The organism is Pseudalkalibacillus decolorationis (genome assembly GCF_024609785.1).
GTDB classification, from domain to species: domain Bacteria; phylum Bacillota; class Bacilli; order Bacillales; family Fictibacillaceae; genus Pseudalkalibacillus; species Pseudalkalibacillus decolorationis.
In genome coordinates, this window is sequence record NZ_JANHJQ010000008.1 from 157,237 (window position 1) to 182,863 (window position 25,627).

The 25,627-nt window shown below is 39.4% G+C and carries 25 protein-coding genes and 2 pseudogenes; 8 read left to right on the forward strand and 19 right to left on the reverse strand.

Annotated elements, in window-relative coordinates; genetic code table 11:
• Positions 1-139: 139 nt before the first annotated feature.
• Positions 140-919 carry a cyanophycinase gene (locus NON16_RS09840; RefSeq protein WP_257348759.1) on the reverse strand — a complete coding sequence of 260 codons (780 nt, stop codon included), beginning with the start codon at positions 917-919 and terminating at the stop codon, positions 140-142.
• Positions 920-1,224: 305 nt separating this feature from the next.
• Here NON16_RS09840 and NON16_RS09845 point away from each other — a divergent pair, with 305 nt between their 5' ends.
• Complete coding sequence (locus NON16_RS09845) at positions 1,225-2,883, forward strand: M4 family metallopeptidase (protein ID WP_257348760.1); 1,659 nt, start codon at positions 1,225-1,227, stop codon at positions 2,881-2,883.
• 189 nt (positions 2,884-3,072) lie between these two features.
• Complete coding sequence (locus tag NON16_RS09850) at positions 3,073-3,426, forward strand: hypothetical protein (RefSeq protein ID WP_257348761.1); 354 nt, start codon at positions 3,073-3,075, stop codon at positions 3,424-3,426.
• 33 nt (positions 3,427-3,459) lie between these two features.
• On the opposite strand, the gene NON16_RS09855 is transcribed toward NON16_RS09850, so the two are convergent.
• From NON16_RS09855 to NON16_RS09870, 4 genes are read right to left on the reverse strand one after another with little or no spacing between them, the layout of a single operon-like run.
• Positions 3,460-3,867 (reverse strand): alpha/beta hydrolase family protein, encoded by a 408-nt coding sequence (locus NON16_RS09855; protein ID WP_257348762.1) that lies wholly within the window; start codon positions 3,865-3,867, stop codon positions 3,460-3,462.
• A gap of 44 nt (positions 3,868-3,911) precedes the next feature.
• Positions 3,912-4,421: an HAD family hydrolase gene (locus NON16_RS09860; RefSeq protein WP_257348763.1), complete on the reverse strand. Its 510-nt coding sequence runs from the start codon at positions 4,419-4,421 to the stop codon at positions 3,912-3,914.
• Between the two features lie 52 nt (positions 4,422-4,473).
• Complete coding sequence (locus NON16_RS09865) at positions 4,474-5,682, reverse strand: MFS transporter (protein WP_257348764.1); 1,209 nt, start codon at positions 5,680-5,682, stop codon at positions 4,474-4,476.
• Entirely contained in the window at positions 5,679-6,074 is a 396-nt protein-coding gene (locus NON16_RS09870) for a MerR family transcriptional regulator (RefSeq protein WP_257348765.1), read from the reverse strand. The genes NON16_RS09865 and NON16_RS09870 overlap by 4 nt, the downstream gene beginning before the upstream one ends.
• A 163-nt stretch (positions 6,075-6,237) precedes the next feature.
• Between NON16_RS09870 and NON16_RS09875 the strand changes: the two genes are divergently transcribed.
• A complete protein-coding gene (locus NON16_RS09875) occupies positions 6,238-6,978 on the forward strand; it encodes a YqjF family protein (RefSeq protein ID WP_257348766.1) in 741 nt (246 codons plus the stop codon).
• Positions 6,979-6,990: 12 nt separating this feature from the next.
• Here the strand turns inward: NON16_RS09875 and NON16_RS09880 are convergent, their stop codons facing one another.
• A complete protein-coding gene (locus NON16_RS09880) occupies positions 6,991-7,731 on the reverse strand; it encodes an MBL fold metallo-hydrolase (RefSeq protein WP_257348853.1) in 741 nt (246 codons plus the stop codon).
• Positions 7,732-7,899: 168 nt separating this feature from the next.
• Between NON16_RS09880 and NON16_RS09885 the strand changes: the two genes are divergently transcribed.
• From NON16_RS09885 to NON16_RS09895, 3 genes are all read left to right on the forward strand, one after another.
• Positions 7,900-9,477, forward strand: coding sequence for an FAD-dependent oxidoreductase (locus NON16_RS09885; protein WP_257348767.1), 1,578 nt, complete (start codon positions 7,900-7,902; stop codon positions 9,475-9,477).
• Between the two features lie 427 nt (positions 9,478-9,904).
• Positions 9,905-11,014, forward strand: coding sequence for a response regulator aspartate phosphatase (locus NON16_RS09890; protein ID WP_257348768.1), 1,110 nt, complete (start codon positions 9,905-9,907; stop codon positions 11,012-11,014).
• Entirely contained in the window at positions 11,011-11,445 is a 435-nt protein-coding gene (locus NON16_RS09895) for a hypothetical protein (protein WP_257348770.1), read from the forward strand. The genes NON16_RS09890 and NON16_RS09895 overlap by 4 nt, the downstream gene beginning before the upstream one ends.
• Before the next feature lie 283 nt (positions 11,446-11,728).
• Here the strand turns inward: NON16_RS09895 and NON16_RS25640 are convergent.
• The 7 genes and pseudogenes from NON16_RS25640 to NON16_RS09935 all read right to left on the reverse strand — a co-directional run.
• Positions 11,729-11,875, reverse strand: a pseudogene (locus tag NON16_RS25640) (FMN-dependent NADH-azoreductase); the annotation flags it as partial.
• A 44-nt stretch (positions 11,876-11,919) separates the two neighbouring features.
• A pseudogene (locus NON16_RS09905) lies at positions 11,920-13,283 on the reverse strand (MFS transporter).
• 108 nt (positions 13,284-13,391) lie between these two features.
• On the reverse strand, positions 13,392-13,982 hold the full coding sequence (locus NON16_RS09915) for a TetR/AcrR family transcriptional regulator (RefSeq protein WP_257348773.1): 591 nt from the start codon (positions 13,980-13,982) through the stop codon (positions 13,392-13,394).
• Between the two features lie 431 nt (positions 13,983-14,413).
• Entirely contained in the window at positions 14,414-15,883 is a 1,470-nt protein-coding gene (locus NON16_RS09920) for a sodium:solute symporter family protein (protein ID WP_257348775.1), read from the reverse strand.
• On the reverse strand, positions 15,884-16,105 hold the full coding sequence (locus NON16_RS09925) for a DUF3311 domain-containing protein (RefSeq protein WP_257348777.1): 222 nt from the start codon (positions 16,103-16,105) through the stop codon (positions 15,884-15,886). It abuts the gene before it with no gap.
• Positions 16,102-17,715 (reverse strand): amidohydrolase, encoded by a 1,614-nt coding sequence (locus NON16_RS09930; protein WP_372508777.1) that lies wholly within the window; start codon positions 17,713-17,715, stop codon positions 16,102-16,104. The genes NON16_RS09925 and NON16_RS09930 overlap by 4 nt, the downstream gene beginning before the upstream one ends.
• A 4-nt stretch (positions 17,716-17,719) precedes the next feature.
• Entirely contained in the window at positions 17,720-18,967 is a 1,248-nt protein-coding gene (locus NON16_RS09935; RefSeq protein ID WP_257348779.1) for a M20 family metallo-hydrolase, read from the reverse strand.
• A 325-nt stretch (positions 18,968-19,292) separates the two neighbouring features.
• Between NON16_RS09935 and NON16_RS09940 the strand changes: the two genes are divergently transcribed.
• Both NON16_RS09940 and NON16_RS09945 read left to right on the forward strand, forming a co-directional pair.
• The gene (locus NON16_RS09940; RefSeq protein WP_257348780.1) at positions 19,293-20,234 is read left to right on the forward strand and encodes a transporter substrate-binding domain-containing protein; all 942 of its coding nucleotides are present in this window, start codon (positions 19,293-19,295) and stop codon (positions 20,232-20,234) included.
• Positions 20,235-20,649: 415 nt separating this feature from the next.
• Positions 20,650-21,108 (forward strand): VOC family protein, encoded by a 459-nt coding sequence (locus NON16_RS09945; protein WP_257348782.1) that lies wholly within the window; start codon positions 20,650-20,652, stop codon positions 21,106-21,108.
• A 148-nt stretch (positions 21,109-21,256) separates the two neighbouring features.
• Here NON16_RS09945 and NON16_RS09950 read toward each other — a convergent pair whose 3' ends face one another.
• From NON16_RS09950 to NON16_RS09975, 6 genes are read right to left on the reverse strand one after another with little or no spacing between them, the layout of a single operon-like run.
• Positions 21,257-21,757 carry a bifunctional 4-hydroxy-2-oxoglutarate aldolase/2-dehydro-3-deoxy-phosphogluconate aldolase gene (locus NON16_RS09950; RefSeq protein ID WP_257348783.1) on the reverse strand — a complete coding sequence of 167 codons (501 nt, stop codon included), beginning with the start codon at positions 21,755-21,757 and terminating at the stop codon, positions 21,257-21,259.
• Positions 21,732-21,890: a hypothetical protein gene (locus NON16_RS09955; protein WP_257348785.1), complete on the reverse strand. Its 159-nt coding sequence runs from the start codon at positions 21,888-21,890 to the stop codon at positions 21,732-21,734. Before NON16_RS09955 ends, NON16_RS09950 begins: the two co-directional genes overlap by 26 nt.
• Before the next feature lie 16 nt (positions 21,891-21,906).
• A complete protein-coding gene (hxlB, locus tag NON16_RS09960; RefSeq protein ID WP_257348787.1) occupies positions 21,907-22,455 on the reverse strand; it encodes a 6-phospho-3-hexuloisomerase in 549 nt (182 codons plus the stop codon).
• Positions 22,448-23,098 carry a 3-hexulose-6-phosphate synthase gene (hxlA, locus tag NON16_RS09965; protein WP_257348789.1) on the reverse strand — a complete coding sequence of 217 codons (651 nt, stop codon included), beginning with the start codon at positions 23,096-23,098 and terminating at the stop codon, positions 22,448-22,450. Before hxlA ends, hxlB begins: the two co-directional genes overlap by 8 nt.
• A complete protein-coding gene (locus tag NON16_RS09970) occupies positions 23,095-24,381 on the reverse strand; it encodes an MFS transporter (RefSeq protein WP_257348791.1) in 1,287 nt (428 codons plus the stop codon). The genes hxlA and NON16_RS09970 overlap by 4 nt, the downstream gene beginning before the upstream one ends.
• Entirely contained in the window at positions 24,378-25,340 is a 963-nt protein-coding gene (locus NON16_RS09975) for a sugar kinase (RefSeq protein ID WP_257348793.1), read from the reverse strand. The genes NON16_RS09970 and NON16_RS09975 overlap by 4 nt, the downstream gene beginning before the upstream one ends.
• Positions 25,341-25,627 lie beyond the last annotated feature (287 nt).

Consider the following 25,627-nt stretch of genomic DNA (forward strand, 5'->3'; position numbering starts at 1 on the left):
GCTGTTATTCAGTAATTCAGGATATATATGGAAGATAATTGGTAAAGAAAACTTAGCAAAGCCAAGCCTTTGGCGCCGGCTGAGCCTTAGTTGCGCTTATACTATAGAAAGTATTTTTATACTTTCTTAACGTGTAAACTTAAACTCCTGCCTGTTCTTTTACCTTCCCCGTTTTTAAACAGTACTTGTACGCACTTGATAGCAAATGAAGTTTTATTCCCGATATCGTCATTTCATTCTGCTCGTCCTTTTCGACGATAAAGTCTAGTTCACGCCCATCCATGATTGTGACAATATTACTCCCAACAACATGCAAATGTCCTTGATCACATATGATTGCTGTATTCTCATCGATTCCTACACCGATTGTTCCCTTCGTTAATCCGACCTCATAGATCAACCGTCCGAATCTACCTCTCTGGGAAAAATGTTGGTCAATGATCAAATTATCCAAGAAACCAAACCCATTCCCCATCGTGATCTGATTAACCTGATCATTTTCTCCTTCAGCTTCTATAATCATTTTCCGACCCATTATTGAGGCCCCAGCACTCGTTCCCCCAATTACTAATCCATCTATGCGTTGATTTTTAATCGATTTTAGGAAGTTGCTTTTACTAAGAATTTCAGCGAGCTGTTGTTGGTCTCCACCTGTAAAGAACAGAGCTTTTACTTGATTTAACTTAGATATGTAATGATTGCTATCATCCTTGGATTGAATATTAAAATGTAAAACCTTCTGAACACCTACCGAGTGAAAAACCTTTTGGTAGTCACTATAGACCTGTTCAGGGATACCACTCGCAGTTGTTACAATCCCAATACTTCCAAAATCACATAAATCAGCGAAGGCATTTAAAATTTCTTTAGCGCCCTTTTTGTCCTCATGACCACCAATGATCATTAATTTGCCTGTCATACATGCACCTCATTTTCGTTACAACTACATAGATAAGACTGATCTTTGTATATTATTAACTTCTATTCCCATAAATAAACTTTATTGGAAACTCAAACTCGTATAATGCTCTCTTCATTCAATATTTGTTAACCATATGTAAAGACAAATGTCAATACATCTACTATTGGGAAAGTCATTGTCAATTCATGTCGATTTAACACCGGTTTCATTTGGCTATTTCCCAATAAACAAATGGGTTTACTGATGATATACTATGTCTGAACATTCTAAAGATATAAAAAATATACTGGGGAGGTAGTTTTATGAAGAAAAGGAAAAGTGCTGCTCTATTATTAACCCTTGGACTAGCTTTTAGTTCTTCAATGCCAGCTTTTGCTGCATCAGATATTGGTACTAGTGCGCAAAAGCAAGTAATTGAAAAAATGGAGCAAGCTTCAAAGGATGAGGTACAAGTTACATGGAAAAAGGGCCAAAAGGTTCCCTCATTTATTTCAGGTAAAGTCACAAAGAAATCTATTAAATCAAAAGAAGGAATTAAAAAGTTCTTAAAAGAAAATAAGGACCTTTTTCAACTCGACCCAAAAAGTGATCTTACTCTATTGGATGTAAAGACGGACGATCTTGGTATGACTCATTATGAATTTGCACAATCTGTTAAAGGAGTTCCAGTAAATGGAGCAGAGTTAAAAGTCCACACAGATGAAAATGGAAAAGTTATAGCAGTAAATGGCGATGTCCATCCAGATGCACCAAAGAATCTCCAAGGAAATGTAAGCGCTAACATTAATGAGGATAAGGCAATCGATGTGGCTTGGAACTCTATCAACCTATCACCTAAGGAAACACATGCTGAAAATGCTGAGGAAAATGTTCCTTTTAAATCGACGGTGAAAAATACGGTTGAAAAATCAAAACTTGTTATTTACGAAAAAGATAATAACTATTTCTTAGCTTATAAGGTAGAACTTCAATTTATTTATCCATACCCTGCTAACTGGAAGGTATTTGTAGATGCGAAGGATGGTTCAATAGTAGATTCATATAATGCGGTAGCTGATGGAGCTACAACTGGTTATGGTTATGGAGTATTGGGAGATTACAAGGAATTAAATACCTACCTTTCTGGTGGAAATTATTTTCTATATGATACAACCAAGCCTATGAACGGAGTTATTGAAGTCCGTACTGCCCAAAATGGCACTAGTTTACCGGGCCCGTATCCAGTTGATAGCAACAATGCATTTACCGCTACTTCCCAAGCTGCTGCAGTGGATGCTCATTATTATGCTAGTCAAGTGTATGACTATTTCTATAATACCCATAACCGCAACAGTTACGATAATAACGGTTCAACAATCCGTTCTACGGTCAATTACGGCAGCAATTATAATAATGCATTTTGGAATGGGTCTCAAATGGTTTACGGAGATGGGGATGGCAGTACCTTTGCTCCACTCTCTGGAGCTTTGGACATAGTAGCACATGAGTTAACCCACGCTGTAACGGATACAACCGCAAATCTTGTGTATCAAGATCAATCCGGAGCTTTAAATGAGTCCATGTCTGATGTTTTTTCTGTCTTCGTCGAACGAGAAGATTATTTACTTGGAGAAGATGCGTACACACCAAATAGATCGGGGGATGCTTTACGTAGTCTTTCCAATCCACCAGCATACAACCAACCAGATCATATGGATAACTACTATTACACAAATTCAGATAATGGTGGCGTTCATACGAACAGCGGTATTCCAAACAAAGCAGGCTACTTAACAATTAGTAGTATAGGTGCCGATAAAGCGGAGAAGATTTATTACAGAGCCCTTACCGTTTACCTTGGACCATACAGTAACTTTAGTGATGCTCGTGCAGCCCTTTTACAGTCAGCAGCTGATTATTATGGTTACGGTACTGAGTACGACACAATTGTAGATTCTTGGAACCAAGTAGGCGTTTATTAAAAAAGTGTTAATCGGATATGACTAAATCTCTACAATTTAAAGAAAAGACCTTGGCAAATGTACGTCTTGCCAAGGTCTTTTTGTTCAATCCCAGAATTATTCCCCAGATTCAAACGGTTAAAAAGTTTTAATTTGTCCTCATTCTGCATATATACTTTGCCTTAAGGAAAATTTAGGGAGGTTTAAATATTGGAGCAAACAAAAATGATTAATGAAAATTGGGACCTGGGTTCGTTATATTCTGGCGGGACGGAATCACAAAGGTTAAGAGAAATGATCACCTGTCTTAAAAATAATATTGGACTACAAATTGAAATAATCAATAGATTAGAACTGCCAATTGAAAGAAACAATATCCCAGATCTATTGAGTTTACTTCAAGAAATCCAAGAAATAATGAATGGTTCCCTTGAGGTAGATGATTTTCTTATTTGTCTTTATTCTGAAAATGTTGAAGATACGGAGGCATTATATTTATTGGAAGAAAGCGCCCAAATTAAAACGGACTTTGAAACTCTTAAAAGCTCAATTCCTACTACCTAAAAAATAGATACTTCGTTCAATTAATTCCTCCATCTAGCTTAGCTTTGAGAAAGTATGATCAGCATCTTTTATGAAGTGAATGGTTACATCGTTGTTTACATAAGTATTATAATATTGAACCCAATCTACTATTTTGACCATGTTTACAACTTCTTTTCCTTCTTGAACCTCACCACTAAATGTCATCTCTGCAAAGGATCCATCACTTTCACCTGAGCCTGAAAAATCGAATCGAAAACATCCAATACCGTATTTCATCAATTCACGTGCAAATCGTACGAATAAAAATTTTCCCTCAATCTTAGAACCTGTGATCCCATGAAAAAGAATGACAACTGGATGCTTTGATACACCTTCCTGCTCAGGTTGATGAGCCATCCCACGTAACGTTAAACCATTTACTTCAATTGACACTGGATATTCGATTATATTCGACCACACTCCTATTCCACTTTATTGTTTAAAACCTAATTCAGATGTTTAGATCAATCAAATACTATTCTTTCTAGCTTTTGCTCTTGATTTCTCCTTGAATCATGATCCTTCATGATGAACTTAATGACACTATCTTCTTCATTTGTACCGATAAACTGAGTTGCCACTTCCATCAATGCTCCTTTTGCATTTGACACTGCGATCGCCCGGTCTGCTATCTTGAACATTTTTATGTCATTTATTTCATCACCGAAAACCGTTAATTGATAGTCGCTTACCCCATATTGCTGTTGCAGGGTTCTTATCGCTTGATCCTTTGTTGCCTTTTTGTCATGAATTTGAAACCAGTACCAACCTGGTGAATATAAGTTTTCAAAGAGATGAACTTCAACCACAGATCCGAATTCCTCCAATATTTGATGATAAAATTCTTCCAATTTTTCTCTTCGATGGATAAATGTTAAACAAACGACCTGTTCGGAAAAGATTCGATTCAGATCATAGTCCTTTTTAAGTCTTTTATCCTTTGCATAGAGTCTTTCATTTAAATAATAATCCATCCCCCATGACAATGTTTTTTGAAAAATAACTGGGTGTTTGTGGAGTAATTTTCTAGTGGCTTTCTGTTGCTGATATATTTTTAAAAATTTTTTCGCGTATAACGAATATCGAGATTAATAGGACCATTACATTTGCTATCGCACATAGGATTCCCACCCAAATAAAACTACCTCCATAAAGTAATGAAGCTGCGAAGGCTGTGAATAATCCTGAACCCGTATACATTGCGGAACTGTTAAGAGACATTACAGTACCTCTTGCTCTTGGATTTAATTCCGAAATCAGTGCTGTCAGAGCAGATTGACCTAAACCAAAACAAGTTGCCCAAATTACCTGAACCACGACGGCGTATATAAAGCTTTCCGTAAGAATTGAAAAGGAAAATACCGAAACAGCTACAATTAAACTGGAAAATACCACTACACTTTTTTTACTAAATCGATCAGCTAAATTACCGCCAACAACACTTCCGATCACGCTGCCTATACCTGCAATCATCAATATTAATCCGATTTGTCCAGATGTTAAATTGTAATTCATGTTATAAAAAACGCCAACGTTCACAAACATCCCTTGAAGTCCACCAAAATATAGAAACGTTGCTAAAAGCGCGAAGAATATGGTTCGGTTTGAAAAAGCAGTACTAAATAGTTTAAATACACTACTTATTGAATGATCCGAATCTTTTTCCTTAAGAGGGTCCTTCGGGATTGCTTTCCAAATAGCTAGCAAGGTTATCATGGAAATTATACCTATAAACAAAAATGTCCAGCGCCATGTAAACAACTCAGCAATATAACCACCAATGGGTACACCGATAATGGCTGAAGAAATAAGAGCACCAGTAACTATACCCATAGCTCGACCACGATGTTCATAAGAATAATGATCCCCTACTAAAGCGAAGACACCTGGTTCGATCATACCCGCACCAATGCCGGAGAGAATTCGAAAAACCATCAATATTGTAAAAGAGTCAGCAGTACCAGTTAAAGCCGTAGCAATTGCAAAAACCAACATCCCTAGTAGCAGCATTTTTTTACGCCCCCAACGATCAGAAACAGCACCAAATATCGGGGCAGATAGTGCATAAGCAATGGCATAGGCTGTCACAAGAAGGCCGCCAAGATTAATAGGCATATCCGTATCCTGAACCATGGTTGGAATTAATGGGACAGTCACAATCGAGTCGAATCCTACTAAGAATGAACAAAGAGCTAAAACAGGCAAGAACCTTTTATTGTGTTGTACTACACTCATAATTCAATCACCTTTTGATCATTATGTTTCGCTTTTCTTTCCTTAAATTGAGTTATACGTTTTTCTAGCCTTCGTTTTACAGAAGCTAATGCATTCATTTGGTTGTTGATTTCATTCAATTTCTCTTCATATGTCTTAAATAAATCATCACAAAAATCGTCCATTTGAGGATGCGGATTGTTACCCTTACAATTCAGTATTACCTCTATTTGATCAGTCGTTAGACCTAAACCCAAATAAAATTGGATGGTTTTGATACGATCAATGGCTGATTCATCAAAGTCCCGATAACCATTTTCAAGGCGGATAGAGCTGATTAAGTGTTTCTTTTCATAGTGTCTGATGGATCGGACACTGGCATCAGTTATTTTAGACAATTCACTTATCTTCAATGGAATACCTCCCTTTAGTTATGTTAAACCTTATTCTAAAGCATGACATTAGTGTCAGGGTCAATATAAACTCTAATAAAAATTTTATTTCTTTAATCCTTTCCTGATGATTTGGAGAGATTAGAAGAAATACAGGAACCCTAAATAGGAAGAAGTGTATTGAATGATCAATCTAATTTCCCATAAAATCCCTAAAGGACTCTGGTTCATGACCCAAACATGGAATGATTTACTATTCGCCCATTGGAGAGTTGATCCGGATATAATCCGAAATAAAATTCCTTCTTGTTTGGACATTGATACATACGAGGGGATTTCCTGGGTTGGAATTATACCTTTTGAATTGACCCATTTGCGTGCACGGTTTTTGCCACCGATGCCTTTCGCTCAATCTTTTCCCGAACTTAACTTAAGAACCTATGTAACTCATAAGTGGAAGCCTGGGGTTTATTTTTTTAGTCTAGATGTAGAAGACCACCTTGCAGTGTTCGGTGCCCGTACTTTTTTTCACCTGCCCTACTTTTATGCTCAGATGGTGGTTGTAAAAAAAAGAGAGCAAATTCAATATTACAGTAAAAGAAAAGATTCAAAAGGGCCAGAAGTGGAATTTAAAGCTAGTTACTATCCCACCTCTGAACCGTTCCTTTCCAAAAAAGGTACGTTAGACTACTGGCTGACAGAACGGTACCGATTATATACTACGTATAAAAACCAATTGTATTATGAAGACATTCACCACAAGCCATGGTTGCTCCAGAATGCTGAGGCTATTATTCATAGAAATACTATAGCGACTCCCCATAAAATCGCTTTGCCACAAACCAAACCCTTGCTTCATTATGCTAAGAGGCAAAAGGTATTATTTTGGCCTCTTAAGCGCTCGAGGTATGATTCAAAGCTTTAGAATCCAAGTAGTTTACACTTTCCTGACAAGATCTTCGAGTTGATTTTTAACATTATTCTGACTTAATCCTCCGTGGTAACAGACCACTTTTTCAATGTCGAAATCCATATATTTTTTCATTGATTGGAATGCTGTATCCATATCCGGTGTTGATGGCTGATGAGGACCCTGCAAGATGCCTTCTACACTGAACATCGCATCTCCAGCCACAAGAATTTTGCCTTTCTTTAAATACAAACTGATATGGCCTGGCGTGTGTCCAGGTGTAAAGATAACGCGAATTCCCCCACAATACGGAAGCTCCTCGCCATCAACCAACGTTCTGTCTACTTTGGCCGTTGGAGGATTCTCTACAGAAGCCAATACCTTTTGGCGTACTTCTTCTGAAAGACCTTCTAGTTGCCAAGCCATACTATCAGGATTCCCTTTCATAAGAGGTAGTTCCCCTTCGATATATGGTTTATCAACCTCATGAGCATATACCTCAATGCCTCCACTGGATTCGTTCAGGATTTCAGGTAAACTACCGATGTGATCAATATCCTGATGTGTTAGAATGATAGCTTTTAAATTTCCCATGGAGACACCAACCTCATTCATGGCTGTTCGTATCTGTTCCAATTGTCCAGGTGTGCCGGTATCGATCAGAATGGCGGTTTCATCGTCCCAAATCAGGGTGGGATTCAATTCCTGACGACTGTCGAAAGCTTCAACATACAATTCAAGCATTTGTACTCCATCCGAAATTTTCATCATTGTTCTCTCCTTATAAATGTATTTAGTGAATGTTCAAGAGTTCCCGTTTAGAAAATTCACTCCCTCAAATAATAAACGAATAAGATGACTAAAAAGTTGCCTAAGTATAGTCCTCTAATGACTGGTAAACCTAATATTATTAAAATATTGAATGGAGGATTTAATGTGACCTATAGCGATAAGACAGACAAAAAGCTTCCGCAGTTTCCTGAGCCGTATTGGAGGGAATCACTTGAATTGCCAGTGTTTCCTCGTATAGAGGAGGATATAAATGTTGATGTTGTTATTGTAGGGGGTGGTATTACCGGACTTACAACTGCTTACCTTTTAGTTAATGAAGGAGTGAAGGTCGCCGTTTTGGAGGCAGGAAAATTATTGAACGGCACAACAGGACATACAACTGCAAAAATCACGGCACAGCATAGTCTAATATACGACGAATTCATTCAGAATATTGGAAGAAGCAAAGCGAGGTTGTATTATGAAGCCAATGTGGAAGCTCTAAGTTTTATCAAAGAAACCGTAGATCAACATCAAATTGATTGTGATTTCAGCAAGCAAGACGCTTACATATATGCAACAACTGAAAAATATGCACACAAGCTTGAAAACGAAGCTCAGGCTTATGAAAAGATCGGTATTGATGGTGGGTTGGTTGAAACCATTCCTTTTGATATAAAAATTCAAAATGGACTTGTCATGAAAGACCAAGCACAGTTTCACCCACTAAAATACTTGGCCCACCTAGTCCAAATCATCACGGAAAAAGGCGGTCTTATCTTTGAAAATACAACCGCAGTAAATGTTAAGACCGGAAAACAGGCAACGGTTCTCACCCGCGAGGGGGCTCGTGTTACTGGTAATAATGTTCTTGCCTGCTCCCACTTCCCATTTTATGAGGGAACTGGGTTGTACTCTACAAGAATGCACGCAGACCGTTCGTACATCATTGCTGCCAAAACAAGTGCAACTTATCCGGGTGGCATGTATATAAGTGCAGATGAGCCAACACGATCCCTTCGTTCCGCAACGATAAACGGGGAAAAAATGGTGCTTATTGCTGGAGAAAGTCATAAGACAGGGCAAGGAAAAGACACGATGGAACATTACAAAGCCTTGGAAACTTTTGGTCAAAAGGTTTTCGGAATCGACAACGTAGTCTACCGGTGGTCTGCACAGGATCTAATTACACTGGACAAAATTCCTTACATAGGAGCAATAACCTCTAGCCAACAGAATATCATGATCGCCACCGGTTATAGAAAATGGGGGATGTCCAACGGGACTGCTGCTGCATTGTTATTTAGGGATATGATTTTGCACAAGAAGAACCCTTATAAAGATTTATATACACCATCGAGATTTTACGTCCATCCGAGCCTAAAAAACTTCTTAGTTGAGAACGCTGACGTTGCTGGCCATTTGATTAAAGGAAAACTTGAAACGCCTAGTAAAAGCACAAAGGATTTATCCAACGATGAAGGTGCTGTTATTACCGTCAAAGGACAAAGAAAAGGTGCCTATAAAGATAAAGAGGGTAAACTGCATATCGTAGATACAACCTGCACTCACGTGGGCTGTGAAGTTGAATGGAACGATGGTGACCGAACCTGGGATTGCCCGTGTCACGGCTCTAGATTCTCATACACTGGTGAAGTGGTTGAAGGGCCAGCTGAAAAACCGTTACAAAGACACGATCATAGTATGATGGAAAATCTAACATCAGAAGACTCAGGTTATTAGTGTACAGCTGCAGAAGTCACTTGTTGTAACTGTATTTCAGAGGAAGGAAAAATATTGAACATCGAAAGAGTACACCTTATACGATTCGGAAGCCGTGTTTAAACAGAGTATTAGTTCACTCCGTGCAGCAGGCGTATGTCTACCCGTCGCAAAACAAGCAGAACCGCTGGCATAAATAACGGTTCTACTTGTTTTATTTCAATCCAATATAATTTTCATTAGTAACTAAATCTATTCTATCCATTCCTCGAATTCTGCTTCGTATACTACTTGATATTTTCATCTCTATAATAAGGACTTAATGACGATATCTCTTAGTCTGAATTTACTATTTAAGGATAAAAAGGAGGTTTTTGAATAAAAAGGTCGAAAAACTTTGTAAAATCATGTAATTAAAAGTAAATAAATAGCTAAAAGGAGGATTTTTGTGAGCATTGATGTAATTTGTGCAAACGATATGTCGAATCTATTGAATTCCTGGTATGTGTCGATGCGTGATCGCAACTTAGAAAAATCTCATGCTCTAAAGGAAGAAATTGAAGAAAAAATTGAGAGGAAGGAAGAGAATGAAAATCTACTTCTTTACTATTCGCTATTAGACTTCCGGCATTCCCTACTCACTCAACCATTTACAAAAGCAGACGACCTCCTTATTCAAATTGATATTGAGCAAAATGGTACGGATGATATGCTTGATTACTATTATCACTTCTTTAAGGGGATCTACTTTTACCAACAGAAACATTATGAGGATGCCATCAAACACTATCATTTTGCTGAAAGAAAACTTTCCCACATTCCAGATCCTATTGAAACAGCAGAATTCCACTACCAATTGGCTTCCGTCTACTCCCAATACATGAATGTGTTAACTTCCATTCATCATACTTTAAAAGCGTTAGAGATTTTCAGAAAGGATAGCAACTATCAAGTACGTTCTGCAGATAGTAAAAACTTGCTTGGCAGTAACCACATCCTTCTCGGTAATTTTGAACGAGCTGAAGTATATTTACATGAAGCAATTAAGGAAGCCCAACGATCAGAATGTCAAGAAACAGAAGCAATATCCTTACAAAATCTTGGCTGGATGTATACAAAACAGGATATGCCTCTTAAGGCTATCCGTTACCTTGAAAGAGGCCTTAAGTGGATGGTTAAAAATAAGGAATATGACTATCAAGCAAAAACAATGTACTTATTGGCAAAAGAATACTTTCATTTAAATGAAGAACAAGAAGCTATGAATTGGATTGACAAATGCTATGATATCTGTCAGCTCGGCAATAATCTTGAATACTTAGGGAAGCTAACAATATTAAAGGCAAAACATACGTTGGACCGTAAAAATTATATGATTGTGTTAAAAAATGAAATTTCTTCTTTTTTCGATAAAAAAAATTGGGAAAACGTAGAGGAATTTAGTCAGGTTTTGGCGAATCATTATGAAAAAGAGAGAAACATCGTAGAAGCTATGAATTATTACAAACTTGTTATCATTGCGAAAAACAAATTGAAATTAGAGGAGGGCTTAGGTTGAAAAGAGTAGTTGCTTTATGTGCACTTACCTTATCCTTAGTTGCTGTTATCGCTCTTAGTACAGGTTCTATTCAAGCGCATGACGGAATTATTAAACCGGCATCATCGCTTCTTACACATGACGGGATCATCAAACCTTCACCATCGCTTCTTGCACATGACGGCATCATCAAACCTTCACCATCGCTTCTTGCACATGACGGCATCATCAAACCTTCACCATCGCTTCTTGCACATGACGGGATCATCAAACCTTCACCATCGCTTCTTGCACATGACGGCATCATCAAACCTTCACCATCGCTTCTTGCACATGACGGGATTATCAAACCGGCATCATCGCTTCTTGTACATGACGGGATTATCAAACCGGCATCATCGCTTCTTGCACATGACGGCATCATCAAACCCGCTAAGGAATACCAAGTATAATTACAAAATTTTATGGGTTGATCCATCGACACCTCCATTGCAAACCGTTTATTTGCAACAAAAAGTTCTTGTTGCTAAATGCTAATGGAGATACCAGTTGTGGATCAACCCTCTTTTTTATGTTGAAAGATTTATCTAATGTGTATAATCCTATCAAAATCCTTTTGCAGCTTGAACTGCTCTCTGAAGACCTTTCTCTATGATAGCATTACGCTGATCCGGAAATTGATTATGCCCTTCAATGACTATCGTTGTGAAGTTTGTTATACCAAAAACGTTCAAAGTAAGGCAATTGTTGTTTATATAAATCGAGTTCGAGCACCGTGTCATTTGGGTGCGAGGCTTTATAGCTATTAAAAAATGCATCATACAATTTTACACTAACAGACCCTTGTCGATTGTTCGCTTTAACAAATAATGTTGTTGTCATTTTAATTCCTCCAAATTATTTATAGTATAAATGAAATCTAAATGTTAGCTTTCCACTTGGATACTTGTTGTCTTTGATCTACCAAACTGGAAATAGTAAAACAACAGAATGCCTACATACATTACAGCAAGAATAAAAAATATATTACTGTATATGAAACTATTTGGATAAGTACTTGCTGGATTCCAGTTCACATCGGAACCAAGATCCACTGCCTTACCATAAAGCCCCGCCGCCATGCTCCCCGCTATGAAATTCAGCATCGAAAATAGACCCATCCCTACACCAACCTGTTTCTTTTGTAAAGTCCTTGAAATTGAATTAGACATAGCAATGAGCATAAAGGATTGCCCCACATTACCGAAGATCAGGAAGGTTGAAATGATTAGCGGGGAACCTCCCGTAAATGTTGAAAGTAAAACAAAGCAGGTTACTAACAATCCGCATGCAACAAAGAATAGGTACGAATTCCCTTTCAAGTCTGCGAGCTTACCGCCCTTTCGCCCAAAAACTGCCGAGGCTACAGCACCAGGAACCATTGCTATGCCAATCCAAGCAGGTTGTAATTGATGTACATGGGCAAGAAGTAAAGGACTTAGAAAGTATAATGAAAATCCAATCCCATTTACTAGAAAAGCGATCGTTAGACCGAGTGTGTAACTCCTGTTTCTAAAAAGGCTAGGTTGGACAAATGGTTCAGCAGCAGAGCGAATTCGCGCAATAAACAGCAGCAGAGCAAACAAACCGCCAATTCCAAACCACCAACTTCCATTCGTCATGCCTAAAAGAATCAAAGTTACTGTGGTAGCTAGCAACCCTCCACCGATCCAGTCAAACTTCCCAGAGTTCCCTCGCTCATCATCCAGATATTTACGGTAAAACGGTAATGTAATCAAGAGTAGAAGCGGTACACAGAATAGCCAACGCCAATGAACTGCACTGACAATTAAAGCAGAAATAATTGGTCCAAGAGCACTACCAAAGCCGCCATACCTAAAGCTGAACCTCTTCGCTCTGGTGGGAAATACCGAACTGGGATAATCATAGCTGTTGCTGGAATGGTTGCAGCTCCCATAGCCTGTAAGCACCTTGCTACAATCACCATCCAGAATTCTTGAGAGATTACACCAACCAGAGATCCAAAAGCAAATATTAGTAAGCCGAATGTTAACAGGTTTTTGAGTTTGTAAGTGTCAGAAAGCTTCCCGTAAGTAACTGTTCCTATCGCGTAAATCAGACCATATGCCGAGCTGACCCAGCTAACTTGTGCGATACTAAGATTAAATTCTTTACTGATTTGAGGGAGTACAATGTTGAACATAGTAGCGCTCATTACAGATAGAATAAGTGTGTACATCAGGATAAGTATTAATTTGTCTCCTGTTTCTTTTGGGACTTTTGCCCCCACGCCTCTTTCCCCGCTCCGTTGGGTAAAAGTAATCATATTTATCATCCCTTCTGTTAAACTCCAAATTATGACTGTCAGTACTTACTGACATCATATTTGTAAAAAATACTAGGGGGTTAAAGCCCTAGCAAATATCTTCACACTCTCCAATATAAATTCCTCCAACGATACGGTTGGGAAGGTGGTATCAGCATCCAAATTGTTCATAAAGGCGCCATAATTCATCCAAATGAAAGACAACGCCTGCATTTCCGAATTCGTCTCGATCAGTTTGCCTTTCTCGGACATAGCCTTGAAATAGTTCGTCAAGACTTCCTTTAATTGTTGTGGATGCTTACTTGTTTTTTCTCTGAACCCTGGCAATTTGGCTCCGTCCTTAAGACTGATCTGAATCATTTTCCGGTTACGGTTCATAATGTCATGATACGTTCGACTGATCAGGAGTAGGTCTGTTTCCAAATCCCACACAAGCTTCTCGTTAAATAAATTCTTCATTGTTTCGCCATAATGAAAACGTTCAAATGCAGTCTCGAGAAGATTCTGCTTACTGCCAAAATTACGAAACAACGTCTTCTCGCTCAAACCAGCTGCAGCCGCGATTTCCCTAGTCGATACTCCGTTGTACCCTTTCTCTGCGATTAGATCGATTGCTGCCATCAGCAACCTATCATTGCTACTAAATTTATTGCTACTGATCATTATCATCCTCCTTACTAAATCGACCGTCAGTACTTACTGTCATTTATAATATATGTTCTTTTAGATAAATTGTCAAGTAAGAAAAGCGGAAGCGCCTTGACCAGGTGCGACAAGCGCTGGAGATTCTGTAACATAACACGCTTTTTGTGTTTGTGGAAGAATCGAAGCGACCTCGAGCACCTAGGCGCTGGAGCTAGACATTACTCCTATGCCTACAAAATTTTATACTTTCTTACCTTGTAAAGAAAACTCGGCGATTGCTTTCTTAACGTGAAAAAAATACGAAAGACGCCGGAACACACCCCCAACGTCTTTTAGTATCATCATAAAGAAAACTTGGCAAAGCCAAGCCTTTGGCGCCGGCTGAGCTTTAGTTGCGCTTATACTATAGAAAGTATTTTTTATACTTTTTTAACGTGTTAAAAAATTTATCATGAATTGATATTTCGGTATCCTTCAGCAGCCGTAATGTTTTTGGATTGGGTTAGTGCACTGATTACAAAGACGATCACTACGTTACACATCAGGCCTAGGATACCAGCGTGTATTTCCAATGGGGTCGACTCAGCAACGAGCTGGTAATAATAGTTAACAACAGTACCCACGATCAATCCTATAATGACAGCAGGTGCAGTTGCACGTTTGGAGTAGAGAGCTCCGTATACTCCTGGCGCAAACTGAACGATCGATCCATAGGCACCAAGCAATAAGGCTATAAGTCCCTGTCCGCCAAAAATGGTGATAAAATAAGCCAGTCCCCCAATTACAAAAATACCGACTCTCATGATTAGAAGGGTCGTCTTTTCAGATAACTCGGTTTTGATATTCTTGATAACGCCATCGGTGAACTCCAAGGAGGCACTGTGGGTAATTGCATCAGCGGTAGACATTGCCGCCGCTAAAGCCCCCGCCCCAACAAGTCCATAAATCCAACCGGGTAGACTAAGCACCGTTGTAATCAATACGGGGAGGATTTGATCTGGCGAGTCGAGTGTTGCTGGGTCGACTACATTGACAGCTGCAAAACCAACAAGCAGAAGCGGAATCAGAAATAGTGCGAACACTGGATAGATGAGTACGGTCTTTTTTATTGTCCGCGGATTCGAAGCATATGATTTTGAAAAAAGATGTGGCCACATCAAGAATCCGATGAGTGAGACAAGAATTGTTGTTGTATAAGCCATCGGTGACATCGTGGACCCCGCATTCCCGATTTCGAGAAAACCAGGGTTGTTTTCTAATATATTATTGAACATGCCCGAGACACTGTCATGAAGCTGATTCACGATCGCCAATCCAACCACCCAGGAAATGATGATCATCAAAAGGCCCTGGAAAACATCAGACCAAGCGGCTGCCCGTAATCCACCAGTCGCAACATAAATTACGACGATTCCATAAGAGACCAAAGCCCCCAGCCAAAAAGGAATACGACCCTCCGTCATAATATTAAAAATGTAGGCCATTCCTTTCATTTGAGTGGCAAGATATTGGATCGATGCTAATAGAGCAATCAATCCTATTAAAATGGGGAGAAGTCTGCTACCGTAACGCTTCTTCATGAACCCAGAAACGGTGTAGATATTATATTTACGACCAATTTTGCTGATTTTCGGTCCGATGATATACCATGGGAGAATTGCAAAAGCTGTATACGTCAAAATATAAAGAGCTGGTGCACCTTTAGAATAAGCCCAGCCAGGTGCCCCGAGGAATGAAAAGGCACTAAAAACGGCTCCACCCATCAGGAACCACATGACAATCAATCCGAGTTTCCCACTTGCTACCGCAAATTCATCCAGGGAGCCCTTATCCCTACCTTTACCAGCCAACACACCAATAACCAGTGCGATTACAAGGTAGGCGATCATTATGAACATCGCGATTTGCCAATGTTCCATCTAGTTCGCCTCCTCTTCATCTTTATCTGGATCGATTCGATATAAGAACAACACGATTAGAAAGGTAACAATGATCCAAAGAATGACCCAAAAGAATGAAAAGGGGAGCCCAAAGATAATTGGTGTTTCTCGATTCCCTAATGAAAACAAAGGGAAAAGTAACAGAAGTAAAGGAATCAATAAAGAAAAACTGTAAATAGCTGTGAATTTTCTTTTACTCATTTAACATCCTCCTTGGTTAAATAAGACACTTCAATATTTCCATCTAAAATGGTCATCTCTACTTGTATATCTTTTAATCTGCTAGGATCGCAATTTAAGATTGATTCGTTTAGCACCACGAAATCAGCAAGCTTTCCTACTTCAACGCTTCCTTTTATGTCTTCTTCAAAACTGGCATAAGCGCCGGACCAGGTGTATGCTTTGATCGCTTCATGTACGGCGACGTTCTGGGTATCGCCGACCAATTGTCCTGATTTACTTAGACGGTCTACAGCTGTTTGAATTCCATGGAGAGGATTGACTGTTGTGATGGGACTGTCTGAACCTAGTGCAAATATGATTTCGTTGTCAATAAAACTTTTTAGAGGAAACATGGTGTGGATTCTTTCTCCGTAATCTTTGATATAGCCATCCCCAAACTCATAGAGAAAGGCAGGGTTTGGAATTGGAATAATCTCTAATTCTCTAATTTTCTGAATGAGATCTGGGGGTGTCATTCCTGAGTGTTCGATTCGGTGTCGATGGTTTGTTCTGGGATGATGTTCAAGGGCAGTCTGGATGGCTTCAATCATCATTTCAACAGCTTCATCCCCAATAGCGTGGGCGGTAATTTGCCATCCTAACTCGTGTGCCTTTCCTAATCGGTGATTCAACTCATTTTGATCAAGGTATAAGATCCCGGATTCATTCGGATTACTCGTGTACGGTTCTCTGGTCTTCGCGGTAGGACCGCTGCTGCTTCCATCGATGAATACTTTGGCAGGACCTACTTTAAACCAATCATTACCTAGACCAGTCATTATGCCACTTCCCACCCCTTTTTCAACCATACCAGGAGAGTCATGTAGCGATCCATAAAGTGTATAGACACGCTGTTTGACGTTCTTTGACTGCACTGCTTTTTGAAGATAACGGATATGATCCGGTCCGTAACCCCCTGCATCATGTACGCTTGTGATCCCCTTTTCCAGGAAATCTTGTGAAGCAAGTTCCAATCCTTTTAATATCTCTTTCTCGGAGTAGTTTGCAAACAGAACCAAGTTCATATGGGCTGCTTCTAAAAGTAAACCAGTCAATTCTCCACTTTCTCTGACATATTTTCCGCCTACCGGGTCTTCTGTCGTAGCATCTATCCCTGCTAATTCCAGTGCTTTAGAGTTTACACATGAGATATGGCCGCACGTTCGAACAACGATGATGGGGTGTTCTGTGGAAACCTTATCAAGGTCCCATCGTGTCGGATGTCTGCCTTCTGCTAGGTTGTTTTGATTATAGCCCCATCCTCGTATCCAATTACCAGCAAGTGTTGTGTTAGCTGCTTCCATTAATTTTTCTTGCAGTTCTTTAATATTCTTAACATCCTTCCCATTCACACCGAGTTTGTTCGTTCCATAAAGTTCAAGGTGAGCATGAGCATCAATAAAACCAGGTAACAGACTTCTTCCTTCTAAGTCGATCATTTCCGTATTACCATCAGCAAGGGACAAAATTTCTTTACTTGTCCCGACAGAGAGAATACGGTTTTCGTAAATGGCAACTGCTTCACAAACAGAAAACCCAGTGTCTACAGTGACTATTTCTCCATTAATAAACGCCTTTGTCGCTTTCAACAAATCACTCCTTCTCATTAGATTGTGAAATACGTAAAGCGGTTTGATACAATAACTGAACCCCGTTTTCAATATCATTCATTTCAGCAAATTCCAATGGATTATGGCTAATCCCTTTCTCACAACGAACGAAAATCATACCGTAGTCGCACATATAAGACATGAAAAGTGCATCGTGAAAAGGACCACTCATCAAAACTGGTGAATACAGCTTCAACTTATCACTTTCCTCTTTCATGATTTCTTTGATCCATTCTGCACAATATCTAGGGCCACTGCGTGTATCTTCTTTTATCTTATGTGTGAGATTGTAAGCTGAGGCTGTTTTCTCAATAATATGATAGAGTTGCTTCTCAATACTCGTACGTCTCTCAAGGTCAATATCGCGTAGATCGATCGTAAACTCCACTTTTTCTGCGATAATGTTCCTTGAGTTCGGAAAGACTTGTAAACTTCCAACTGTACCAACAGTCGTATCTTCTCCCACCCTCTTTACCAAATCATCATATTGACGAATGATTTCTGAAGCCCCGACGAGCGCATCTTGTCGTAAATTCATCGGAACAGACCCAGCATGTCCTGCAAAACCTTCAAGTGTTACCGTCAGCCAAATAGGGCCCGAAATCCCCGAAACGATTCCAACGGGTTTTCCTTGCGCTTCAAGAACAGGACCTTGTTCAATATGAAGTTCCAGGAATGCTGCAACGTCTCCTTTTTGGTATACAGGACTTTTCGAAAGATCCGGCTCAACCCCAAATTCCTTTAAGGCATCCCTTCTTGTCATCCCATTTTTATCTTTACGATCCAGTTCTCCATCTTCCAGCATGCCAGTTAACGCGCGAACTCCAAAGACCCCTTTGTTAAATCGGCACCCTTCTTCATCTGAAAAACAAATGACTTCAATCGTTCGATTAGGGACGATTCCGTCATCTGTCAACGTATGGATGACTTCAATAGCCCCCAATGCTCCAGCAGTTCCATCGAAACGACCACCATAAGGCTGTGAATCGACATGAGAACCCATGATGAGAATCGGCTTTTCCTTATCTCGGCCTTCCAAACGTCCAATTAAATTACCAAACTCATCAATTCGAGTAATCAACCCGGCCTCTTCCATCCATCCTTTTACCACTTGAATCGCTTGACGATCCTCCTTTGAATGAGCTAAACGGCAAACACCAGTCTCACCGATTTTCCCAATTTTAGCTAACTCATAAAGATTGTTACTCAATCGATCTCGATTAATTGGCATGTCCTCACCCTTTTTACATTTTTAAAATCACTACAATTTAAATTACTGAATATTCCTTATTTTTATTACTATCATACCTGACCATATTTGGAATTTCTATCAAACTTTTAAATAGCAAATTAAAACATGAGTTTTTTAATGTGTGGAAACACCTAAAGGTTATAGTAAAAAGGAATTGAAATGATATATATTCTTCTATTCCTCTTTTTTCCGGGACACATTGTCAGGCTAAAGCACTGTTTATTTAAATATTCTGATATAACAATTGATTCTATCACACGATGAACCTATACTATTCCTTAATATTTTAATAGGAGGGAACATTTTGAAGAATTCATGGAATAAGATTTTGATTGTTGCATTATTGGGTATCCTTGTTGTGGCTGGATTGAACTTTCCACTCGCTGAAGCTCAAAAGAGTGGACATGCTCTTGATTGGAACGGAAAGACAATATCAACGCTAGAGGTTAATGGGAAACCCTATGTTCAAGTAGAAAAAGTGGCACAAGCAGCAGGAGTCAACCTACATAAAGGGTCAAACAAATTCTTTATGCGCTCAAGGCTGGATCATATCCTAAAAAAAGGTGTTATCCGAGTAGGAACGACAGGTGACTATAAACCTTTTACGTACTACAATACGGAAACGAACAAATATGAGGGGTACGATATTGAGGCTGCAAAATTAATGGCTGAAGATCTTGGCGTTGATATTGAATTTGTGAGGACCTCTTGGCCGACATTAATGGAAGATTTATTAGATAATAAGTTCGACATTGCCGTTGGTGGGATCAGTAGGAATACGGACCGTCAAAAGACTGCTCATTTAACTCACCCCTATATAAACGATGGAAAAGCTCCTTTAATCCGTGGAGAAGATAAAGAAAGGTTCCAGAGTCTAGAAGACATTGATCAGCCCGATGTCACAATTGGTGTGAATCCTGGTGGAACAAATCAAAAGTTTGTCGATGCAAATATTAAAAATGCAAATGTAATCGTTGTCGAAAATAACCTTGATATCCCACAAATGGTCGCTGAAGGTGAAGTCGATGTAATGATTACTGACAGTATAGAAGCCATCTATTATGCCAGTAAAGATTCAAGACTATATGCCGCCCTGACTGACAATACGTTTACAAAGTCTCAGAAGGGTTATCTTATGCACCAAAACGATCCTGTCTTCCAAAATTGGGTGAATCTTTGGATGGATGAAATGGAATTGCAAGGTGAGTTCGACCGCTTAGAACAAAAATGGATATACGGTGATTAGGACAAAATAGGTAACATCAAACTCATATTCTCACAAGGACATGTTTGCTGCTACTGCAAACATGTCCGTTCCATTTATAGAGTCTTAGCAGAAAGGCTTCCTTGCACCTTTGTAATGCTTGATTTGGGGCATAGGTGAATGTTGACGGTTTAGAAGGAAAAGGACAATTTTTATAGAATATAGATTAGCATCCACTATTGGTTAATAATTTCATCTCCAGTTATCCAAAATAGCAATAGATAAGAAACCTTAGCTTATTGTACATGCTATGATTACCCTAGGTGGAAATAAGTAACAATCTGGTGGTTCAACAAGTTTAAGCCCCAGACGCATAAGTTTTCAGTCCTGCCAAGCTTTTTGGAAGGAGGATCGTTTTGATTCTTTAAAAATTATAATTATAATTGGAGGAATTGAGATGTCAGTTGAAAATGCAACAAACAAAAATACAACGAACGTAGACAAAGTTAAAACAGATAAAATTTTTGTTAATTTACCGGTTAAAGATCTGAATAAATCCGTCGACTTTTTTACTAAAGTAGGGTTCGAATTCAACCCCCAATTTACTGATAAAAATGCAACATGCATGGTTATCAACGAGAACATATTTGTCATGTTATTGGTTGAAGATTATTTTAAAACATTTACCAAAAAAGAAATTTCTGATTCAACAAGTAGTACAGAAGTTATTGTTGCCTTATCAGCTGAAAGCAAGGAGAAAGTTGATGAGATTGTTAATAGGGCTTTAGCATCAGGTGGAAAGGCTTCAAATGATCCCGTTGACCACGGCTTTATGTATGGATGGAGTTTTCAGGATATAGATGGTCATCTATGGGAGTTCATGTATATGGACGAAAGTGCAATCGAACAACATTAAGAATGAAAATCACTTCGGAGATTATGATTCTATAATTCACTTTAATCCGATTCATATTTCATTCATGCATTACAGGAGTTAAGTAGCTAAACATGACGTAATCTTAAAAGCCTGCATCGCAATGAATGCAGGCTTTTTTTGTTCAACCCTATTGTTTGTTTACCTTTTTTACGGTTTCTTTTATTTCTTGATTTGTACCTTTTGTCAGGCTTCCGCCAATACCAATCGCAAGTGCACCTGCATCAAACCAGTCTTTAGCATTTTGACCGGATATACCCCCTGTAGGGATAAAATGAATTCCTGGAAAAGGATCCTTTAATCCTTTTAAATATGTCGGACCAAAAAGGTTGCTAGGAAAAAGTTTTAATAATGTTAATCCATGATTATAAGCGGTGACCACTTCAGTTGGCGTTAATACTCCTGGGATATAGAGAACGTGTTTATTTTTTGAGAAATCCACAAGCTCCTCAACAAAACCAGGACTAATAAGAAACTTGGCGCCAGCTTCCACCGCTAATTGCGACTGGTCCACATTTGTTACGGTACCCGCTCCAACAATAAGATTCTCATACTCAGAAAAATGTTGGATCACCTTTTCAGCTTCGGGAATCGTAAAGGTGAGTTCAAGACACTTTATCCCCGCTGTCAATGAGTACGTTTCCTTTATCAATCGTCTCAGTTACTGATGGAGCTCGTAATACGGCAATCAGCTTTGTCTCTTTTAACACCTCAAGTTGTTTTAGTTGATCTAAGTCTTTGAACGTATTATTAGTCAATGTCAATGGTCCCTCTCCTTCTTTATTCTAAGTTACTATGGCGCGTTAAGGCGGAGTTATTGTCTTCCTCTAGCTTTGAAGCAAAACTTAAGCACACTGCGTCACAAAATATATGGACACATTGATCAAAAAGGGAACCTAATGGTTGGATGCTCGTTGCTTCTTCTTCTCTCCGAAACTTTGTAGCAGCAGGAATGTGAGCAATAAGTGTTGAATTCAACGCTAATTCCGAATCCGTTTTTGTCGTAATACTAACAACCGAGCAGTCTAGATCCCTTGCCTTTTTTACCGTATTAACGACACTCTTTGTTGTTCCAGACCCAGAAACGGCCACGACGACATCTCCTGTTTGGAGTGATGGAGTAATTGTCTCTCCGACGACATACACGTGTGCACCTAAATGCATGAGGCGCATCGCAAAGGACTTGGCCATGAAACCTGATCGTCCCTCTCCTACCACAAAGATTCGATTTACTGATTGTAACTGCTGGGCTACACTTCCTATCAGTCTGGATTCTACTTGCTCTAATACATGTTTTATTTCATTTAAGATCATGTTTAACTCATTCATGGTTATGCTCCTTATATTGGTTTGCCATCTCGTAAAATGTTTTCGCAGCGTCCATCGGGTTATCCGCCTTCGTTATGCCAGATCCAATGATAACAACATGGGGGTTACCTTCCTTGATGATCTTTGTAAAAGAATCAATCGTAATACCGCCAGCAACCGCTACTTTAACCGATTTACCGGGAAAGGATGGAACATGTAAACCGCTGTTTCCGTTTTCCCCTCCTCTTTCCTGCTGATCTTTACTTAAATGAGCACATACAATAACATCCTCATATTTACTTAAAACATCGAGCTGCTCTTTGGACGTGTTAAGCAAATCAATCATAACTTGCTTACCATGTCGATTCGCTACTTCAAGGCATGCCTCGATCGAAACAAGTGGAGCTGCCCCGATAACCGTTGCGATATCAGCTCCTGCTGAAAAACAGAGCTCAAATTCATAAACAGCATTATCAAACGTTTTTATATCAGCAACGATCTTTTTATCAGGAAAGGTTCTTTTCAAACTCCGAACACTTTCCATGCCAAACTCTTTAATTAAAGAAGTCCCAACTTCGATCCAATCTATATAAGGTGCCACTTTTCTTGTTATAGATACAGCCTCTTCAATTGAAAGTCTATCTAGTGCGAGTTGAATGTTCATAGTGTTTGCGTCTCCATTTGTTTAATTGATTCTTCATTTTTTGTTTTTACGAGCAGCGTAAAGATTACAGATAGTACAAGAGAACCAGCCATAAAGATGTAAGAAGCACTTGGTCCGCCAGTTGCTCCATTCAGGTATCCAACAAAGTAAGCACCCACGAACGATCCTAAAGCACCCATACTATTAATTAATGCCATTGCTCCACCTGCAACGTTACGTGGGAGAATTTCTGGAATGATGGCAAAGAACGGCCCATATGGCGCATACATCGCTCCACCAGCGATCACTAACAGTACAAATGATAACCAGAAGTTGGATGTTCCAACTACATATGAGCCATAGAATGCGATTGCACCAATTAATAAGGATACCCATACAAAGCTTTTTCGGTTTAACGTTTTGTCTGAGTAGTGAGACACTAATAACATACCTACAACGGCAAGAACGTATGGTGCCGCAGAAAGCCAGCCTGTTGCTACAATATCCATTTTTGACGCATTCGAAATAATTGAAGGAAGCCACATAACAAATCCATAAACCCCAATACTCCAGAAGAAATATTGAAAGCAAAGCAGGACAACCTTTTTGGATTTAAAGGCTTCACGATAATTTTTCACAGGTTTCATCCCTACTTGTTCCTTTTTCATTTCATCTTCAAGGTTTTTCTTCTGTTCATCAGTCAGCCATTTTGCCTCTTTCGGCCGGTCATTAACAAGTGCCCACCAGATGAAAGCCCATAAAATTGCGGGAATCCCTTCTAGAATAAACATCCAGCGCCAGTCGAGGGCTTTTAATAAATAACCTGAAAGGATAGACATCCAAAGAACAGTTACTGGATTACCTAAAATTAAAAACGTATTAGCACGGGAACGTTCTGCTTTTAAAAACCAGCCACTTAAAAAGACAAGCATCGCTGGCATGACAGCGCTTTCCACAACCCCTAAAAAGAATCGAATCGGATAAAGCCAGGCGACATTTGTAGCAAGACCTGTTGCCGTTGCCAATCCGCCCCATAGAATTAATGACCAGAAAACAAGCTTCTTAGCACTTTTCTTTTCCGCATAGATTGCACCAGGAATTTGAAAGAAGAAATAACCTAAAAAGAATAAAGATGCCAAGAATGAAGAAACCGTTGCAGTTATGTTTAATTCGTCACCCATTCCACCTGCCACACCGAACCCGTAGTTGGCACGGTCAAGATAAGCTAGACTATACGTTATAAAGGCGATTGGAATCAATCTTAGCCAACGGCTTCTTGTCGCTAATCGATCGTTTGTCTTCATCGTCTTAAACACTCCCCTTTACTCATAAAATCACCCAATTTTTCCCGGTTTGGCAGTCCATCACTATCTCCAGGCGACTGAACCTGAAGGGCACCAATCGCATTTCCTCTCTTGACGGATTCCGGAACGGTTAAACCATCCAGTAATCCACTGATTACACCAACCGCAAATCCATCACCAGCACCCACTGTATCGACAACTTCTTTTACATCAAATCCAGGTACATGTTCTGAAATCCCATCGGAAGTTTTTAAGTATGCACCTTTGGTTCCTAACTTAATGACAACGAGTTTCACCCCCTTATCAAGATAAAGATCAGCGATATCTTCAGGCATTTTATACCCTGTTAAAATCTCTCCTTCACTAATACCAGGCAAAACCCAGTCGGCTTTAAATGCTAACTTATTAATTTCGTCTACCATTTCTTCTTCTGACCCCCATAGATTCGGCCGTAAATTAGGATCAAACGAAACGGTTTTCCTATGTTTTTTCATCGTATCCATCATAAAGTGAGCAAACTCTCTAGTTGCGTTTGATAGTGCTGGTGGAATCCCCGTCATATGCAAATGCTTAGCATCACCAACTTCCACATTCTTAAAATCCTCAATAGACAACGTGCTCGCTGCTGAATTTTTCCGGAAGTAATGAACACTTGGATCCCCTTCTGTTACTTTTGACTTTAGTTGAAATCCAGTTGCATGATGGTTATCGATTCCCACTACTGATGTATCGACTTTTTCATGTTGAAGAGCTTCAAGAACATACTGACCAAAAGGATCGTTTCCAACTTTACTGAGCCAGCTCACTTTGTAATTTAACCTTGCTAGTCCAATTGCTACATTGGTCTCAGCACCAGCAAGACTTCGTGTAAAATGTGAGATCTTATGCAATTCGCCTATTTCATCCGCGATAAACATTGCCATCGCCTCTCCAAAGGTTAAGACATCTATATTTTTCATAAACATACTCCCTCTCTAATACGTGTTCAAAAAGGAGGATAAAAAGAGCCGAGAAGTTCGAGGCGCGAAAAGTCTTGAGGACCGGAACGACGAGCGGTACTTGCATAAACACTACGAGTTGTACCGAGGAAGCTTACATTCAAGAATACGCTTGTAGACGCAGGTACATATGGAACTTCGACTAACTACTTCACGTCCTGTGAAAACGTCGAAGTCAGCACGTCCGTGTGCAAGTCCGAAGAGAACGAGCAACGAAGAAATTCGACAGCTATTTTTACCGGACTTTT

Excerpts from the sequence above, each read along its gene's own strand:
- hxlB (WP_257348787.1), bottom strand. The coding sequence starts at position 22,455 with ATGAATGAGTTAAACATGATCTTAAATGAAATAAAACATGTATTAGAG.
- NON16_RS09970 (WP_257348791.1), bottom strand. The coding sequence starts at position 24,381 with ATGAAGACAAACGATCGATTAGCGACAAGAAGCCGTTGGCTAAGATTG.
- NON16_RS09925 (WP_257348777.1), bottom strand. The coding sequence starts at position 16,105 with ATGAGTAAAAGAAAATTCACAGCTATTTACAGTTTTTCTTTATTGATT.
- NON16_RS09975 (WP_257348793.1), bottom strand. The coding sequence starts at position 25,340 with ATGAAAAATATAGATGTCTTAACCTTTGGAGAGGCGATGGCAATGTTT.
- NON16_RS09915 (WP_257348773.1), bottom strand. The coding sequence starts at position 13,982 with ATGATCAGTAGCAATAAATTTAGTAGCAATGATAGGTTGCTGATGGCA.
- NON16_RS09865 (WP_257348764.1), bottom strand. The coding sequence starts at position 5,682 with ATGAGTGTAGTACAACACAATAAAAGGTTCTTGCCTGTTTTAGCTCTT.
- NON16_RS09845 (WP_257348760.1), top strand. The coding sequence starts at position 1,225 with ATGAAGAAAAGGAAAAGTGCTGCTCTATTATTAACCCTTGGACTAGCT.
- NON16_RS09935 (WP_257348779.1), bottom strand. The coding sequence starts at position 18,967 with ATGCCAATTAATCGAGATCGATTGAGTAACAATCTTTATGAGTTAGCT.
- NON16_RS09880 (WP_257348853.1), bottom strand. The coding sequence starts at position 7,731 with ATGAAAATTTCGGATGGAGTACAAATGCTTGAATTGTATGTTGAAGCT.
- NON16_RS09860 (WP_257348763.1), bottom strand. The coding sequence starts at position 4,421 with ATGGATTATTATTTAAATGAAAGACTCTATGCAAAGGATAAAAGACTT.
- NON16_RS09920 (WP_257348775.1), bottom strand. The coding sequence starts at position 15,883 with ATGGAACATTGGCAAATCGCGATGTTCATAATGATCGCCTACCTTGTA.
- NON16_RS09840 (WP_257348759.1), bottom strand. The coding sequence starts at position 919 with ATGACAGGCAAATTAATGATCATTGGTGGTCATGAGGACAAAAAGGGC.
- hxlA (WP_257348789.1), bottom strand. The coding sequence starts at position 23,098 with ATGAACATTCAACTCGCACTAGATAGACTTTCAATTGAAGAGGCTGTA.
- NON16_RS09945 (WP_257348782.1), top strand. The coding sequence starts at position 20,650 with ATGTCAGTTGAAAATGCAACAAACAAAAATACAACGAACGTAGACAAA.
- NON16_RS09875 (WP_257348766.1), top strand. The coding sequence starts at position 6,238 with ATGATCAATCTAATTTCCCATAAAATCCCTAAAGGACTCTGGTTCATG.